Source organism: Janthinobacterium sp. 78 (assembly GCF_003096775.1).
Lineage (GTDB): Bacteria > Pseudomonadota > Gammaproteobacteria > Burkholderiales > Burkholderiaceae_D > Janthinobacterium > Janthinobacterium tructae.
On the sequence record NZ_QENT01000001.1, the window covers coordinates 2601157 to 2615797 of the forward strand.

Here is a 14641-nt window from a genome sequence, read left to right on the forward strand (position 1 = left end):
ACCTGATCGGCAGCTACTCATCCCGCCTGGCCCTGCCAGGCTGCTTTTTTGACTGTGAAACACCATGAATATCACCAAGCAATTAATTCTGACCCTCACCATCGCCTTGCTGGCCCTGCTATTGCTGGGCGCCGGCGGCGCCATCCAGCTGCAGCGCGCCCAGGAACGTTTTGACACCGTGCAAAACCGCATCATCCCCAGCATCCAGGGCTTAAATGCGGCCAAGGGTTTCCTGGCCGATTCGCGTCTGGCCGGTTACCGCTTGTCCGTATTCTCGAACCTGGCCGACAAGACGGCGCTGGACAAGGCCGTGGCCAGCGCCAACACGAATTTCGACAAGGTCATCGCCACCTACCGCGCCGAGCGCCTGTACGACGCGACGGACAGCAAGATGCTCGACGCCGACCAGGCCGCCATGGAAGCGTACCGCCGCGCGCTGGTGCCATTCTTTGCCGCCGCCTACGCGGGCGACATGGATGGCGTGCGTGCCACCTTGCTGGCCGGCACGCCGCTGGCCATCACGGCCGCTGCCGCGAAAAAGAGCATGGATGACCATATCGCCTACAACAACAAGCTGGTCGATGACGTGAAGGCTGAAAGCCTGGCCGCCTACGACACGGCGTTCAATACCATGCTGGCCGTGCTGGGTGTAGCCGTGCTGCTGACGGGCGCGCTGGCCTGGCATATCTACCGCACCATCAGCGGCGGCCTGGGCAATATCGAAAACACCTTGGAGCGCGTCAGCGCCTCGCTGGACCTGTCCGCCGCCATGCCCGTCGAGCGCATGGATGAAGTGGGCCGTACGGCCACCGCCTTCAATAAATTCCTCGAGCGCATCGTCGACGTGATCGCCACCGTGCGCACCTCGGCCGATACGGTCAGCGTGGCGGCCGCGCAGATTTCCGCCGGCAATGCGGACCTGTCCGTGCGCACGGAGCAGCAGGCGTCGTCGCTGGAAGAAACCGCCTCCAGCCTGGAAGAGCTGACCTCGGCCGTGCGCCAGAATACGGACAATGCGCGCCAGGCGAATACCCTGGCCGTGTCCGCCTCAGACGTGGCCCGCAAGGGCGGCGCCGTGGTGGCGCAAGTGGTGGGCACGATGGGTTCGATCAATGAGTCGGCGAAGAAGATCGCCGACATTATCGGCGTGATCGACGGCATTGCCTTCCAAACCAACATTCTGGCGCTGAATGCGGCTGTCGAGGCGGCACGCGCGGGCGAGCAGGGCCGTGGCTTCGCCGTGGTCGCCACCGAGGTGCGCAACCTGGCGCAGCGCTCGGCGGCTGCGGCCAAGGAAATCAAGGGATTGATCGAGGATTCCGTGGATAAAGTCAACACGGGCAGTGTGCTGGTCGACCAGGCCGGCGCGACGATGGAAGAAATCGTCGCCAGCATCCGTCGCGTGACGGACATCATGGGCGACATCGCCAACGCCAGCCACGAGCAGAGCGCCGGCATCGAGCAGGTGAACCAGGCCATTTCGCAAATGGATCAGGTGACCCAGCAGAATGCGGCCCTGGTGGAAGAGGCGGCCGCCGCAGCGTCTTCGCTGCAAGAGCGCGCCGTGGAACTGGTCGACGTGGTGGCCGTGTTCCGCCTGCGTGGCGATGCCCAGGCCAAATCGTTGAAAGTGGCGGGCGGCTTGCCGGCCCCGGTTTCAAGCGCCGCCAGCCGCCGCCTGGCGCTGCCCGGCCGCAGCGCCCGCGCTTGAACCTTGTGACTGCCCCGGTACGCCGGGGTTTTTTTGGTGTTGGCGTCGTCGGATGGGGGCCTTGAGTTCTGCGACTGTGGCGAGTGGCAGTAAAGTTGTTCGGGCTGGCAGGGCGGAAGGGACGGTGGGCGGCGCCGTCCGGTTTCGCAGTAGTCAAGGTGTCTGCCTGACTGTCGGGCGCGTGAGTCCGCTTGCGCCCCAAAGAGGACGGTGCATGTGGAGCTAATTATCCTCTTGACTGTCCTGACAGATAAGATCGCGGGGATTGGGAAAACGCCGCCGCACGGGACGTGGCCAGAGCAGAAGCTAATGTCGTGCGGTCGGGTTGCAGCAGTGTCCGCGTGGCTGGATCGAAGAGTCGACCATTTAGCTCGCCTACAAAGGAGCAGACAGCATTAAGTTCTCGTTCAGTTGCTGATGCGTCTAAGCGAATGAGAATTTCTACTTTGTCTGAGTCAAAGAGAAGATCAACGCGGGTGCCGACTTCACTCCCGAATACTATCCAGTCTTCCATCATCAGCCATGGATTACCCATCGAGCCAACCAAAGTTCGTTGTGCGTTTAGTGTTGATGCGGCAAGTAGTTGAGGAAGCTCCCAACCGTCATCCTTCGGAAGCGGCAGTGTATTTTCTTCGCCAACTAAGAACATATCATATTGCCAAATTGCCATTGTAAGGTGATCTCAGTTTTTTTCGTATGCCCGCTTTTGGCCGGCAGGAGTCACTCTGTTGACGTCATGGGGGCTTCGCGGAGTATGAGCCTACTCGCCATCTGGTTCCAGCTAGTTGCCCGCCCTTGAAGAAATAATAGCTGTCCATATTCATCCATATTTGAATCCCGGTGAGTCAAGCGTAGCCATTTCTCATAAAATACGTCAAAGTCTTCCTGAGTCATTTGAGGTAAAAACTTATCGGAATAATCGAAGAGCGCAAGGAACTCAGTGTTCGACCGCAAGGATATCGAGCGTAGTGGTTCAATGCCGAGCAAACCCATCAGCAACTCCAATTCGTCGTCACTGGCGAGCGTAACCGAGAAAAGCTCGGCACAGGCCGCCGCCATCAAGGTGTCAATGGACAACGATGCTGTTGCAATTAATTCGTTTGACGATGCGAATAGATAGCTTTGAATTCTCGCCTCCACTACAGTTGAGATGTTATCGACGTCCAGTAGTCCGTCTGCTTCTGGCCGCTTGCCGTCAGCCGACTTCCGGCCGAAATGACCAATGGGCAGCTTCAATCCTAAGCGTGTCGCCAGATTGCAGCTCTATTTCAAATTGCCCAGTCTTTAACTCCGCAGAACTATTGACTGATGAGGACGGTCCCCAACTCTCGCGTCTTGGAAGTTCAATGCTTGTAAATCCTTCAAATACAAGCATATGAGGCGGCAAGCCAACTGGCAGTAAACGTATATCGCATCGGGCGGCCTCCCAGCTGACGTAGATGGCTGAAAGCGTAGCGTCGTGTATTAATAAGGTACTAAAATGCATCGCTTTTTTCCAAAAATTTCAAGTGGCCGCTCTTGGCCGTTCTCTGCCGGTCGCGCCAGCATAGCATGTTGCCGTTGCGAAAAAATCATGGTCTGCCCTGACACGCCGTTGTCGCCCCGAAGCTAACGTTTAGACCGAGCTGCGCTTGCGCATCCGTTGAACGGCATCCAATGTGCGTTTATGAACACTAAATTAAGCGATACACGGCAATGAATCGATGGTACCAGTCTGACTTATCCACCGACCCATCCGACCTTGTTGCCAATGTCCGCCCAAATGCGCCGGATGAGCTGAGGATCGTCAGGTTCGATGACGATCAGAGAAAGCAGAAGATCCGACGAGAATGCTGTTTTGTTCCCGTCCACCAAATAGGCGATCTCCACGTAGTCCTCGCCGCACCTAAAGTCCGGTGCCGGCAACGCGACGACCGTATGTCCCAAGGCTGTGACTTCATTCAGAAAGTGCTCGACGCAAGGCCGCCATTCAATATTCTGAAATGTGTCTTTCCACTGATAGTCCAGCCATAGAGTGCTGGAGTCCGTCGGCGTTTTGAGGCGATACAAACGGTACATGTCCCACACTCTCCTAAATTTGAAACCGCCCGTCGTCAATGTCCGCTTGTGGCCGATCTCAGCCATACAGTGTACGGCAACTGTCGTCCCCCAGATTAGGGGACGAGCACTACATGTTTAATCGTGCAAAACAATCTGAACTTCGATGCTTCGCGTTGTCGCAAGCGCGCGGAGAAAGGTGCGGAGCATTCGAATCTCATCTCCAATCGCGCCGCTAACACTTGGCAGGCCACAGACCAACACCCGCGCAGGTAATGCAAACTCGCTGGAATTACAGAGCAGATCTTGAAGGAAGTTCCAAGTTATTTCCCTATCGATTGGCACGCCAAAAGCGACCGCAACGGATTGACGAACGAACAATGCGTTCTTCGCGTAGGTAAGATCTATCGTTACTTGCTTGTTGCACATATCTGTCGAGTTAATCAGGGCCGGGTGTAGCTCTAACGCAGCGGCGGCTCCTGGCCGAACGCTGCCTTTAATCATAGGCCATTCGCTGCCCCACCTCGTATGCATTTTCATGGCAATAAAACAGGATAAGCGGCGTGTCGTTCGAATAGATCATCGCGTCGTCACGTGAAGGGACAACAATATCCGACCAATTTTCGACCAGGAACACACTGCTGCATACGAAGCATTCGTCTTCTCCAAACACAACTACGACCTGCTGACTTCCCGGCATACGGGCACGTAACCACCTGGTTGCGCTGACCACGTCATCGCCGAATGCGAACCGCTCGATGGAGGCAACGGTGTTAACGTCCAGGCCGAGATGCGTCTTCGAATCATGAAGGCCCACTAAATGATATGCGTGGCGAGCATCCTCGGCATCAAGCCAGACGATATCCGCAGCGTGATGCTTTAGCTCTTCAACCCGCCAATGTGTCGCGTTCATAATCTCTCAACATCCTATAGGCTCACGGCCATGACGAACCGCAGCTTGTGGTTCCTGCTCACTGGCGCACCCCTTAATCTTGGCGCCAAATAAGGCTGTCATGATGGTCCGGCTTTGTCTGCGACAAGTATAGCCAGAATTCAACTTTATTTATATGGCAAGAAAACAGTGTATCCTCCAATTGCGGCAGGTATATTTTTTGTCGATGTACAGGAAAAGCCGCGGTGTTTGTTCCTGCTGGCGGAGTATCTTTTGATAATTGCTATGCCGCTGACCAATACCCAGGCACTGCGCGATGCCGGATAGCAGACGCAGTTACTTTTATCACAATGATAGGGAGATCCCCCAATTGGCGCATATTGAAGAAAGCATCCACATTGCAGTCCCGCCCACGGTCATCGATCAAATCTGGAGCGAGGTCGACCGATGGCACTTGTGGGATCCGGATACCAAGCAAGCCCGGCTCAATGGGCCATTCGCAGCGGGAACACAGGGCAGGATCGTGCCGAACAAGGGGATGGGTATTCCGATGGTGCTTACCGAGCGCACCGCAGGCCGCTCGTTCACCGTCGAGGGCTACATCCCGCTGTTCCGCATCCACTTCGAGCACACGGTTGCCGCAGTGGATGGCGGAGCGGAAGTCGTTCACCGCGTGTGGTTCACTGGAGCGCTTGCCTTTCTGTTCGGGCCAGGCGTTGCCAAACAAGTCCGGCAAGGGCTACCCAAAACGATGCGCTCGCTCAAGGCCTATGCCGAGAAACGCCACGCGGCTCTCCATGATGGCGAGGTGGATGGGGCCAAGGCGACAACAGCCTGACAGATAGTTTTCCCTCGTCAATTCCTTGCAAAGCACTGCCGCAAATTAACGTGCCCTTCCCGTCATGATGGAATACAATTCCTGCGTGGCAGCCAGCTTGCCTGGCAAGGCCGGGCACGGCGTCACGCTTTGACCTTGGAAAGATGTTTGCTTATGACTCTGCAGTTCCCCCGGCCGAATGTACCTCTTGCGCCGTGCGCGCCTTCCATTCTGTCCAAGCCATTCGGCTCCGTGTTTTCCTTGACCCTGTTCTGCCTGATTCCTGCCGCGTCCGCCCTGGCGGCCACGCCTGCCAGCAGCAGCGTCATGCTGGAAGAACTGACCAGCACGGAGCTGCGCAGCCGTATCGACCACGGCGCCACCACCGTGCTGGTGCCGATCGGCGGCGTCGAGCAGAGCGGGCCGTATATCGCGCTGGGCAAGCACAATGTGCGTGCCGGTCTGCTGGCGCGCCAGATTGCGCAAAAGCTGGGCAATACCATCGTCGCCCCCGTCGTGTCCTACGTGCCGGAAGGCGCGATTTCTCCGCCGGCCAGCCACATGCGCTTTGCCGGCACGATTTCGATACCGCCAGCCGCCTTCGAGGCCGTGCTGGAAGGCGCGGCCGCCAGCCTGCGCCAGCATGGTTTTCGCGACATCATTTTCCTTGGTGATCACGGTGGTTACCAGAAGAACGAGCAGAATGTGGCAAATAAGCTCAATCGAGCCTGGGGCAAAGCATCCGCTGCCAAAGATGCGCGCGCGTATGCCTTGCTCGATTACTATGACATCACGCAATCGCAATATATTGCCGAGCTGCAGAAGCGCGGCCACAGCAGCGCCGAGATCGGCCTGCATGCAGGCTTGGCGGACGCGGCGCTGATGCTGGCGACGGACCCGTCGCTGGTGCGCAGCGAGGCCCTGGCGCACGGACCGAAGCCCGGTGTGGCGGACGGCGTGCGCGGCGACGCCACGCGTGCCACGGCTGAACTGGGCCAGATCGGCATCAAGCTGCAGGTGGATACGTCGGTGGCCGCCATCAAGCAATTGCTGCAACGTAACAAGTAAATTCTCCGCCGGCAGTGCTGAACTGGCGGCTTTTGCAACGAAACGACGCGAAATCACATGAAAAAATCTCAACGACGCACCATCGTCACCTTGTCCGCCCTGGCTGCCGCACTGGCCGGCCTGGGCGTGGCCAGCCAGGTCATCGGCGCCAGCACGCCGGTCCCCGCCGCCGCGCCGGCTGCCGCCTATTCGCCGCTGCCGGGCATGCCGCCGCTGCTGGACCCGAAAAACGTATACGGCAGCATCGGCAGCAGCAATATGAGTCCCGTCGTCAAGGATCACTTGCGCAGAGTCTATGTGCCCAACCTGCGCTCGAACGATGTGTACGTGATCGACCAGGACAGCCTGAAAGTGGTCGACAAGTTCAAGGTCGGCAGCGGCCCGCAGCACGTGGTGCCGTCGTGGGACTTGCGTACGCTGTGGGTGGCGAACAATGCCGAACGCACGGACAAGGGCAGTCTGACGCCGGTCGACCCCTTGACGGGCAAGCCGGGCAAGGAAGTGCCCGTCGATGATCCCTACAATATGTATTTCACGCCGGATGGCAAGTCGGCCATCGTCGTGGCCGAAGCGCGCCACCGCCTCGATTTCCGCGATCCGAAGACCATGGCGGTACAGTATTCGATCGACACGCCCCAGTGCGGCGGCATCAACCATGCGGATTTCTCGAATGACGGCCGCTACGCCATGTTCACCTGCGAGTTCGACGGCACCATCGCCAAGATCGACCTGGTGGGGCGCAAGGTCGACGGCTACCTGAAATTGCAGATGCCGGCCAAGCGCTTTGCCGAGTCCGGTCCCGTGGGCGGTCCCGCGAATGAAATCTGCAGCGTCAAGAAGGGCATGCCGCAAGACATACGCATTTCACCAGACGGCAAGAAATTCTTTATCGCCGACATGGACGCCGACGGCGTGCACATCGTCGATGGCGCCACCCTGAAGGAAATCGGCTTCATCCAGACGGGCGTGGGCGCGCATGGCTTGTACCCGAGCCGTGACGGTAAAAAGTTGTACGTGGCAAACCGCGGCACGCACCGCATCCACGGCAAGCGCAATGGCAAGGGCAGCGTCAGCGTAATCGATTTCGCCACCGAAAAAGTGGTGGCGAACTGGCCGATTCCCGGTGGCGGCAGCCCCGACATGGGCAATGTGAGCGCCGATGGCAAGTATCTGTGGCTGTCCGGCCGTTTCGACGATGTGGTCTACCGCATCGATACGAACAGCGGCGACGTGTCCAAGGTGAAAGTTGGCCAGGAACCGCACGGCCTGACCGTGTGGCCGCAGCCGGGCCGTTATTCGCTCGGCCATACGGGCAACCTGCGCTAGGCAGGGGAAGCGCATGGAAATCGATTCGCTGGAGCAACTGCGCGCGCATTATCCGCCCGCGCAGGGGCGTTCGCTGAGCAAGCAGCTCGACCGTCTCGACCCGCATTGCATCGCCTTTATCGGGCTGTCGCCGTTCGTCGTGCTGGCCACGGGCGGCGCTGGCGGTCAGCTCGACGCCTCGCCGCGCGGCGGCGCGCCCGGTTTCGTGCACGTGCTCGATGCCCATACCTTGCTGCTGCCCGATGCCAAGGGCAATAACCGCCTCGACAGTTTCAGCAATATTGCCGAGACGGGCAGGGCGGGGCTGCTGTTCATGATCCCCGGCGTCGATGAAACCTTGCGCGTCAATGGCGAGGCCAGTCTCAGCGACGATCCGGCGCTGCTGGCGCACTTTGCCGCCGAGCGCAACCCGCCACGCCTGGTCATGCGCCTGCGCGTGGCCGAGGCTTACTTGCACTGCGCCAAGGCCCTCATGCGTGCGCGCCTGTGGGACAGCACGGCGCAAGTCGAACGCTGCGTCTTGCCGACGATGGGCCAGATGATTGCGGAGCAGACGGGCGGCAGCGGGCCGCAGGAAACGCAGGCGCAGATGGTCGCCCGCTACGCGCCGGATCTGTAGCTTTGCTTGCTTTAAAGGCAATATTGGCGCATACTGCATTAGCTGTCCCCTTAGCTGTCCCCTTACCTGCGAGGAGCACCATCATGATTCTTGATCACATCGGTTTGAATGTCAGCGATGCCCAGGCCAGCAAGGCCTTCTTTTCGGCCGCCCTGGCGCCCTTGGGCGTGTCGGTGGTGATGGAAGAGCAGGGATGGGTTGGCCTGGGCAAGGATGGCAAGCCCGATTTCTGGTTTGGCGTGGGCGGCACGCCGCATGCCGGTATGCATCTCGCCTTCACGGCGGGCAACCGCGCCCAGGTGGACGCGTTTTACCAGGCGGCACTGGCAGCGGGCGGCAAGGATAACGGCGCCCCCGGCATCCGCGCCATGTATCATCCGAATTACTATGGCGCCTTCGTGCTGGGGCCGGACGGTCACAATGTCGAAGCCGTCTGCCACCATCCCGAACCCTGACACCGTTCATTACCAGAAGAGAGCAGCATGAAGCACAGCGCCACCCTGTTTGCCGACGATGCGGGCCGCTATGCCTACGTGAAAACGGGATTTTCCTGGCCGGCCCTGTTGCTGGGCTCGTTTTGGGCCGTGGCCAAGCGCCGCTGGTGGCTATTGCTGCTGATGCTGGCGATGGATGTCTGCCTGTGGTTTGGCAGCCATCTGGCCACCGAACTGCACATCGGTCCCATGATGCTGCTGATGGCCGCCGCAGAGCTCAGTTACCTGCTGGCACGTGGCTGGTATGGCAACCGCTGGCTGGAAGCTTCGCTGCGCAGCCATGGCTACAAGCCCGTCGTGCCGGGCACCGGCGCCGCGCGTTGAGCGTGCCTGGCACAGATTTTCCTTCCTGTCACTGACGTTTGCCAAGGGCAAGCTGTCCAGCCAAAACTTTCTGCGCAGCTTAGCGCACGTTTGATCCAGATCATGCCTCACCTGCGGTGCTCACGTAGCCTTGGGACTCGCGTTGCAAAGCATCTTCCCACCAATCGGATATGTTTTTTCGCGTTTCGTGGCGTAGCCCGGTCGTCTGCTTCACCGTTCGACAACCGGGGGTGTCGCCTTGTGTCTACCCAACCGCTATTTAATGAGGAACTCCATGTATCCATATTCCCGTAGTGTTACCCCAGCCGTCAAAAACCACCTGGAAGCGCAACTGGCTTTTTTCAATGGTCTGTCGAAGTCCATGTTCCAGTCGGTGCAGCACTTCAGTGACCTGAACATGCAGCTGGCGCAAGGCTTGCTGGAAGAAACCACTGTTACCAGCCAGAACCTGCTGACGGTCGAGCGTGCCGAAGATGTGTTCCAGGTGGCTGCCGCAGCGGGCCAGCCAGCCGCCGAGCAATTGCGCAAGTATCAGCAACAGCTGTCGCGTCTGGCCGCCGATACGCAGGTCGAACTGGCCAACGTGGCCGAGCAGCATGTGAATGAAACGAGCCGTACGGCCAAGGCGCTGGCCGAAGAAGTGGCCCGCACGGCTTCGGAAGAAACGCAGAAAAACGTGCGCAAGCAGCAGGAAGCCATGCAGCGCGTCGCCGAACCGTTTCAGGCTTACCATCAAAATGGCGCCAACCGCGATCAGCAGCGCGGCGCGCAAAGCCGTGATGGTCAAAGCCTGCAAAGCGCTGGCCAGCAAGGTAGCCAGCAGTCGGCCGGCAGCGAAAGCTCCGCCAGCGGCAGCGCATCGCAAGCGGGCTCCGCACAAAGCAAAACCAGCAGCGCCAGCCGTAAAGAGTAAGCGGGCTGCTGCCGGTAGCTGAATGCCAGCTGAATCCGCATCGCAAGGGCCGAGCCTTGGGATGCGGCTGGTTGACGCGCAGCATCGTGCGTAGTGGTCCGGGCAGAGCGCCCGTCCTTCAGGGGGCGGGCGTTTTGTCGTGGGCGCGCGCGACGACAGCCTGCGTGGCGGTGCTTTGCGCCGTTGCAGGACGTGGCGGCGTGGGGGGAGTTTCCCGCCCGTCCGTGCCCACGCCCGTGCCCGCGCCCATCTTACGTGTCAGCATGGTATCGACCTTGCTGTTGGCATCGATAAAGGCGCTCACGGCGTCCAGCGTGGGGGCCAGCATGCGCAGGGGGCTGGCCAGCGAGGCGACCAGGGTAGTATGGCTGACCTTTTCGAAATACGTTTCCGTCACGGGCCGGTGCAGTGCCCGCAAGGCGGTGGCCAGGCCGCCCGTATTGCGTTGTGGATTGACCAGCTTGTCCTGTCCGGGCAAGGGGGCGATCAGCAGGGCGGGCGGGGCCTCGGCCGTCACGTGGTGGATGGGCTGCGAAGCGGCGGGCGTATCCGGGTAAAAGAAGACGGGCCGGGTGGTGGTATTTTCGATCGGCAAGAAATCGTAGGGACCGGCCAAGCCTATCCAGCCGCGCAAGTCGTGCGGGTGCATGCCGTGGCGCGCCAGCAGGCTGGCGTCGAGCGCCAGCATCGCCGCATTGTAGGCGCCCGCGCTATGGCCCATCACGAACAAACGGGCGGGGTCGCCGCCATGGCGGCTCGATTCCATCGCGGCCCAGGCCACGGCGCGGGCGGCATCCTGCAAAATCTCCGGGTAGTGCACGTCCGGATACAGCCGGTAGTCGGCGATCACGGCCAGGTAGCCGCGCGCAGCGAGCGCGTGGCCAACGAAGGCATAGTCGGCGCGCTCGCCCGCCGTCCAGTTACCGCCATAAAAGAACACCACCACGGGTACGGGCCCCGTGCGGGTCTTGGGGGCATACACATCGAGTTTTTGCCGCGGCAGGGGGCCGTAGGCCAGGCCCCGCGTCACTTGCGAGGCGCTGCCGGACGACAAGGCATTGATGACGCTCAAGGGTGAGCAAGCTGCCAGGCCGGCGGCGAGCGGGATGGTCGCCAGCAAACCGAGCAATGTGGTGCGCAGGGTCGTCATGCCAGCTCCTGATGGTGATGGGTCATGTTTGCAGTGTAGGCCAGGCAGGGCAGGGCGCACATGGGGAAGTTGCTGTCCAGCATAGATAAATGTTGCATGCGTCAATCAATCCTGTAGCAGCCATTTGCGCGCCGTGGCGATGACGGCGTCCGACAGGGTGCGCGTGAGCGGCGTCTGGATATCCCAGGCATGCCAGGTCAGGGGCACGTCGAGCGCCTGCCCGGCTGCCACGTCGACCAGCCTGCCAGTGGCCAGCGCCGTCTCCGCCTGCAGCAAAGGCACCATGCCATAGGCATAGCCCGCTTCGATGAAGCGCACGAAATCGCGCGCCGAACCGAGCACATGGTGCGGATAGCGGCCCGTGTAGCCGAGGCGGTGCTGCAGATAGCGCTCGTGCAGTGCATCCTTGCTGCCAAACGTGATGGCGGGCGCCTGGCTGACGGCCTCCACCGTAAAACCATGGGGAAACCATTGCTGCGCAAACGCGGGCGAGGCCACGCACAGGTAGCGCATGCCGCCCAGCGGCGTGGCCGTGGTGCCGGCCACCAGGTCGTTGGCGCTGGTGACGCAGGCAAATACGCGGCCTTCGCGCAGCTGGCTCAGGGTGTGGTCCTGGTCGTCGAGGCGGATATCGAGCAGGCAGGACGGCGGCGAGAGTAGCGGCCCCAGCGCTTCCGGGATCCAGGTGGCGGCGCTGTCGGCGTTGACGGCGATGGCCAGCTCCGGCAATTGCGTGGTGGGACCGGGCTGGGCGTCGAGCGCCGCCTCGAGCAGCTTGACTTGCCGGTAATGGGCGATCAGGCGCTGGCCCGCTTCCGTGGGCAGGGGCGGGTGGCTGCGGATGATCAACAAAGTGCCTTCCAGGTTTTCCAGGGTGCGGATGCGCTGCGACACGGCCGGCTGGCTGATCGCCAGTGCCTGCGCGGCCTTTTCAAAGCTGCCCAGGCCAATCACGGCGTCGAGGGCGGCCAATCCACGGTAATCGACGACGCGCATAAGATTCTCTTATATATGGTTAGAATCATTCATTATACTTATATTTACTTTTTCTTTACACTGTTGAAATAGGGTAACAACTCCACTCTCCCGCGCGGTCCTCCTGGTTCCGCACCACCCTCCACCTACCTCTGATGACTTTGCCGTTGCCGGCAGAGCGTGGGCGGCCGTGCGCGTGATGGAAAGCAATAGAAAGGAATCGATATGGACAGCGCAATTTTCTTGAAAGGCATGGGGCTCGGAGCGAGCCTGATCGTGGCCATCGGCACGCAGAATGCATTCTTGCTCAAGCAGGGGCTGAAGCGCCATTACGTGCTCACCTGCATACTCGTCTGTTTGCTGTGCGACGCGATTTTGATCACGGCCGGCGTGGCCGGCATGGGCACTTTCATTGCCGACAATCCTAATTTCTTGCTGTGGGCCAAGGCTGGTGGCGCCACGTTCCTGATCGCGTATGGCTTGCGGGCGGCCAAGTCGGCCTGGCGTCCAACGGCCCTGACGGTATCGGCGGCCAAGTCGCCCGAAGGCTACTGGGCCGTGATCGGCGCGGCGCTGGCGTTCAGCCTGCTAAACCCGCACGCCTTCCTCGACACGGTCATCCTGCTCGGTTCGATCGGCGGACAGCATGAAGGTGTGGGACGCTTCTACTTTGCCGGTGGCGCCATCTTGGCTTCGGCCCTGTGGTTCTTCCTGCTGGGCTTTGGCGCCCGCTACCTGGCGCCCGTGTTTGCCAAGCCCATGGCCTGGCGCGTGCTCGATGGCATCATCGCCGTCGTCATGTGGGCCATCGCCGCCTCGCTGTTCCTGTAATCAGCGGGTCAGGAAGTTCAATACGCGGCTGGCCAGCTTGCCATACGGCGGCCACAGCAGTTTCAACGCGCTGTAGCGCGCCTGATAAAACACGGGGCGCAGCTTGCTGAAGGTGTGAAAACCTTCCACGCCGTGGTAGTGGCCCATGCCGGACTCGCCAACGCCGCCGAACGGCAGGTCGTGCTGGCCCACGTGGTACAGCGCGTCGTTGACGGACACGCCGCCCGACATCACCCGGTCGATCAGCAACTGCACCGTACTTGTTTCGTTGCTGAACGGATAGATGGCCAGCGGGCGCGGCCCCGCGTTGATGCTGTCGATCACCGTGTTCAGATCTGTATAGCCGCGCAGCGGCAGGATGGGGCCAAAGATTTCGCGCGTCAGCAGCAGGCTGTCTGCGGGCGCGTCGAGCACGATGTGCGGCGCGATCTTGCGCGTGGCGCGGTCGTGGCTTGGACCCGGCAGCAGCGCAATCACTTGCGCGCCCCGTTCCCGCGCTTCGTCGAGCGCCAGCAGCAGGCGCTCAAAGGCGGCTTCGTCGATGATGGACGTGTAATCGGGCGTATCGAGCCGCGGGTAGCGCGTGGGCATGATCTGGCGCGCATGCTCGACGAAGGCGGCGATGCTGGCCTCGGGCAGCCAGGCGTGGTCGACGCTGGTGCAGATTTGCCCCGCGTTCAGGTATTTGACGAACAGGATGCGCTCGGCCGCCGTACGCACGTCGAAATCGGCGCAGACGATGGCCGGCGCCTTGCCGCCCAGCTCCAGGGTGACGGGGCACAGATTGCGCGCGGCCGCCGCCATGACGGCGCGGCCCGTCTGGCCGGAACCCGTAAACAGCAGGTGGTCGAACGGCAGTTGTGAAAATTCAATACCCACGCCGCCCGTCTCGTCAAAAAACTGCAGCTTGTCCGGCGGAAAATAGGCGGGCATCTTCTCGATCAAGAGTTGCGCCAGGTGGCGTGAATTCTCGCTCATCTTGACCATGGCGCGGTTGCCGGCGGCGAAGATGTAGGTCAAAGGCACCAGGCTCAGGTTGATGGGGAAATTCCACGGCACGATAACGCCCACCACGCCCAGCGGCTGGGGCAGTACGCGGTTGCGGGCGCCTGGAAAAGTGCGCCAGTCCACGCTGCGGCGTTGCGGCTTCATCCATTTTTTCAACTGTTTCAGTACGTGATCGATCCCGTCGATGGCGGGAAAGATCTCCGCCAGCAAGGTTTCGTGCCGGGAGCGGTTGCCATAATCGGCGCTGATCGCTTCGCATAGCGCGTCTGTATGCTCGCGGATGAAGCGCTGCAAGGTTTGCAGGTCGCGTTTGCGCTCGGCCAGCGTGGGTAGGGGGTGGGCCCGGCAGGCGGCACGCTGCACGGCCAGGGCGGCAGCCAGCCCGGCGTTCTTCAGCTCCATGTTGTTTGCGACATCAGGCATGTTTCTCCTTGGCTGGCTGGGCAATATGCGCGTCATTCCAGCACACTATAGTG

Annotated in this window: 17 protein-coding genes; 9 read left to right on the forward strand and 8 right to left on the reverse strand. The window is 60.8% G+C overall.

The annotated features are described in order from the left end of the window. The first annotated feature begins 64 nt into the window (after positions 1 to 64). On the forward strand, positions 65 to 1711 hold the full coding sequence (locus tag C8C92_RS11620; RefSeq protein ID WP_099759759.1) for a methyl-accepting chemotaxis protein: 1647 nt from the start codon (positions 65 to 67) through the stop codon (positions 1709 to 1711). A gap of 226 nt (positions 1712 to 1937) precedes the next feature. Here the strand turns inward: C8C92_RS11620 and C8C92_RS27215 are convergent, their stop codons facing one another. From C8C92_RS27215 to C8C92_RS11640, 5 genes are all read right to left on the reverse strand, one after another. Beyond that, a complete protein-coding gene (locus tag C8C92_RS27215) occupies positions 1938 to 2381 on the reverse strand; it encodes a hypothetical protein (protein ID WP_133250739.1) in 444 nt (147 codons plus the stop codon). A gap of 50 nt (positions 2382 to 2431) precedes the next feature. Beyond that, entirely contained in the window at positions 2432 to 2947 is a 516-nt protein-coding gene (locus C8C92_RS11625) for a hypothetical protein (protein WP_116743983.1), read from the reverse strand. Positions 2948 to 3430: 483 nt separating this feature from the next. Continuing rightward, positions 3431 to 3769, reverse strand: a complete 339-nt coding sequence (locus tag C8C92_RS11630; protein ID WP_133250740.1) for a hypothetical protein — start codon at positions 3767 to 3769, stop codon at positions 3431 to 3433. A gap of 117 nt (positions 3770 to 3886) precedes the next feature. Next, complete coding sequence (locus C8C92_RS11635) at positions 3887 to 4252, reverse strand: hypothetical protein (protein ID WP_116743987.1); 366 nt, start codon at positions 4250 to 4252, stop codon at positions 3887 to 3889. Then, positions 4245 to 4661: a hypothetical protein gene (locus tag C8C92_RS11640; protein WP_099759755.1), complete on the reverse strand. Its 417-nt coding sequence runs from the start codon at positions 4659 to 4661 to the stop codon at positions 4245 to 4247. The genes C8C92_RS11635 and C8C92_RS11640 overlap by 8 nt, the downstream gene beginning before the upstream one ends. Positions 4662 to 5010: 349 nt before the next feature. Between C8C92_RS11640 and C8C92_RS11645 the strand changes: the two genes are divergently transcribed. The 7 genes from C8C92_RS11645 to C8C92_RS11675 all read left to right on the forward strand — a co-directional run bounded on the left by C8C92_RS11645 (position 5011) and on the right by C8C92_RS11675 (position 10201). Next, the gene (locus C8C92_RS11645) at positions 5011 to 5478 is read left to right on the forward strand and encodes an SRPBCC family protein (RefSeq protein WP_243420178.1); all 468 of its coding nucleotides are present in this window, start codon (positions 5011 to 5013) and stop codon (positions 5476 to 5478) included. Between the two features lie 153 nt (positions 5479 to 5631). Continuing rightward, positions 5632 to 6525, forward strand: coding sequence for a creatininase family protein (locus C8C92_RS11650; protein WP_116743991.1), 894 nt, complete (start codon positions 5632 to 5634; stop codon positions 6523 to 6525). A gap of 57 nt (positions 6526 to 6582) precedes the next feature. Continuing rightward, positions 6583 to 7851, forward strand: coding sequence for a YncE family protein (locus C8C92_RS11655; protein WP_116743993.1), 1269 nt, complete (start codon positions 6583 to 6585; stop codon positions 7849 to 7851). A 13-nt stretch (positions 7852 to 7864) separates the two neighbouring features. Next, a complete protein-coding gene (locus C8C92_RS11660; RefSeq protein ID WP_099759752.1) occupies positions 7865 to 8470 on the forward strand; it encodes a pyridoxamine 5'-phosphate oxidase family protein in 606 nt (201 codons plus the stop codon). An 83-nt stretch (positions 8471 to 8553) separates the two neighbouring features. Beyond that, complete coding sequence (locus C8C92_RS11665) at positions 8554 to 8925, forward strand: VOC family protein (RefSeq protein WP_099759751.1); 372 nt, start codon at positions 8554 to 8556, stop codon at positions 8923 to 8925. A gap of 27 nt (positions 8926 to 8952) precedes the next feature. Next, the gene (locus C8C92_RS11670; protein WP_099759750.1) at positions 8953 to 9288 is read left to right on the forward strand and encodes a hypothetical protein; all 336 of its coding nucleotides are present in this window, start codon (positions 8953 to 8955) and stop codon (positions 9286 to 9288) included. Between the two features lie 274 nt (positions 9289 to 9562). After that, positions 9563 to 10201, forward strand: a complete 639-nt coding sequence (locus C8C92_RS11675) for a phasin family protein (protein WP_116743995.1) — start codon at positions 9563 to 9565, stop codon at positions 10199 to 10201. Positions 10202 to 10319: 118 nt separating this feature from the next. Here C8C92_RS11675 and C8C92_RS11680 read toward each other — a convergent pair whose 3' ends face one another. Together C8C92_RS11680 and C8C92_RS11685 are read right to left on the reverse strand one after the other, a co-directional pair. After that, positions 10320 to 11351 (reverse strand): alpha/beta hydrolase, encoded by a 1032-nt coding sequence (locus C8C92_RS11680; RefSeq protein WP_116743997.1) that lies wholly within the window; start codon positions 11349 to 11351, stop codon positions 10320 to 10322. A gap of 105 nt (positions 11352 to 11456) precedes the next feature. Next, positions 11457 to 12347: a LysR family transcriptional regulator ArgP gene (locus tag C8C92_RS11685; RefSeq protein ID WP_099759747.1), complete on the reverse strand. Its 891-nt coding sequence runs from the start codon at positions 12345 to 12347 to the stop codon at positions 11457 to 11459. Between the two features lie 204 nt (positions 12348 to 12551). On the opposite strand from C8C92_RS11685, the gene C8C92_RS11690 reads away from it, so the two are divergent. Further along, positions 12552 to 13157, forward strand: a complete 606-nt coding sequence (locus C8C92_RS11690; protein ID WP_099759746.1) for a LysE/ArgO family amino acid transporter — start codon at positions 12552 to 12554, stop codon at positions 13155 to 13157. Here C8C92_RS11690 and C8C92_RS11695 read toward each other — a convergent pair whose 3' ends face one another. Beyond that, positions 13158 to 14588, reverse strand: coding sequence for a coniferyl aldehyde dehydrogenase (locus C8C92_RS11695; protein ID WP_116743999.1), 1431 nt, complete (start codon positions 14586 to 14588; stop codon positions 13158 to 13160). It lies immediately after the preceding gene. Positions 14589 to 14641 lie beyond the last annotated feature (53 nt).

Bases quoted from the DNA above. Each gene is read 5' to 3' on its own strand.
- C8C92_RS11620 (WP_099759759.1), top strand. From the start codon at position 65: ATGAATATCACCAAGCAATTAATTCTGACCCTCACCATCGCCTTGCTG.
- C8C92_RS27215 (WP_133250739.1), bottom strand. From the start codon at position 2,381: ATGGCAATTTGGCAATATGATATGTTCTTAGTTGGCGAAGAAAATACA.
- C8C92_RS11630 (WP_133250740.1), bottom strand. From the start codon at position 3,769: ATGTACCGTTTGTATCGCCTCAAAACGCCGACGGACTCCAGCACTCTA.
- C8C92_RS11635 (WP_116743987.1), bottom strand. From the start codon at position 4,252: ATGATTAAAGGCAGCGTTCGGCCAGGAGCCGCCGCTGCGTTAGAGCTA.
- C8C92_RS11640 (WP_099759755.1), bottom strand. From the start codon at position 4,661: ATGAACGCGACACATTGGCGGGTTGAAGAGCTAAAGCATCACGCTGCG.
- C8C92_RS11650 (WP_116743991.1), top strand. From the start codon at position 5,632: ATGACTCTGCAGTTCCCCCGGCCGAATGTACCTCTTGCGCCGTGCGCG.
- C8C92_RS11655 (WP_116743993.1), top strand. From the start codon at position 6,583: ATGAAAAAATCTCAACGACGCACCATCGTCACCTTGTCCGCCCTGGCT.
- C8C92_RS11660 (WP_099759752.1), top strand. From the start codon at position 7,865: ATGGAAATCGATTCGCTGGAGCAACTGCGCGCGCATTATCCGCCCGCG.
- C8C92_RS11665 (WP_099759751.1), top strand. From the start codon at position 8,554: ATGATTCTTGATCACATCGGTTTGAATGTCAGCGATGCCCAGGCCAGC.
- C8C92_RS11670 (WP_099759750.1), top strand. From the start codon at position 8,953: ATGAAGCACAGCGCCACCCTGTTTGCCGACGATGCGGGCCGCTATGCC.
- C8C92_RS11675 (WP_116743995.1), top strand. From the start codon at position 9,563: ATGTATCCATATTCCCGTAGTGTTACCCCAGCCGTCAAAAACCACCTG.
- C8C92_RS11680 (WP_116743997.1), bottom strand. From the start codon at position 11,351: ATGACGACCCTGCGCACCACATTGCTCGGTTTGCTGGCGACCATCCCG.
- C8C92_RS11685 (WP_099759747.1), bottom strand. From the start codon at position 12,347: ATGCGCGTCGTCGATTACCGTGGATTGGCCGCCCTCGACGCCGTGATT.
- C8C92_RS11690 (WP_099759746.1), top strand. From the start codon at position 12,552: ATGGACAGCGCAATTTTCTTGAAAGGCATGGGGCTCGGAGCGAGCCTG.
- C8C92_RS11695 (WP_116743999.1), bottom strand. From the start codon at position 14,588: ATGCCTGATGTCGCAAACAACATGGAGCTGAAGAACGCCGGGCTGGCT.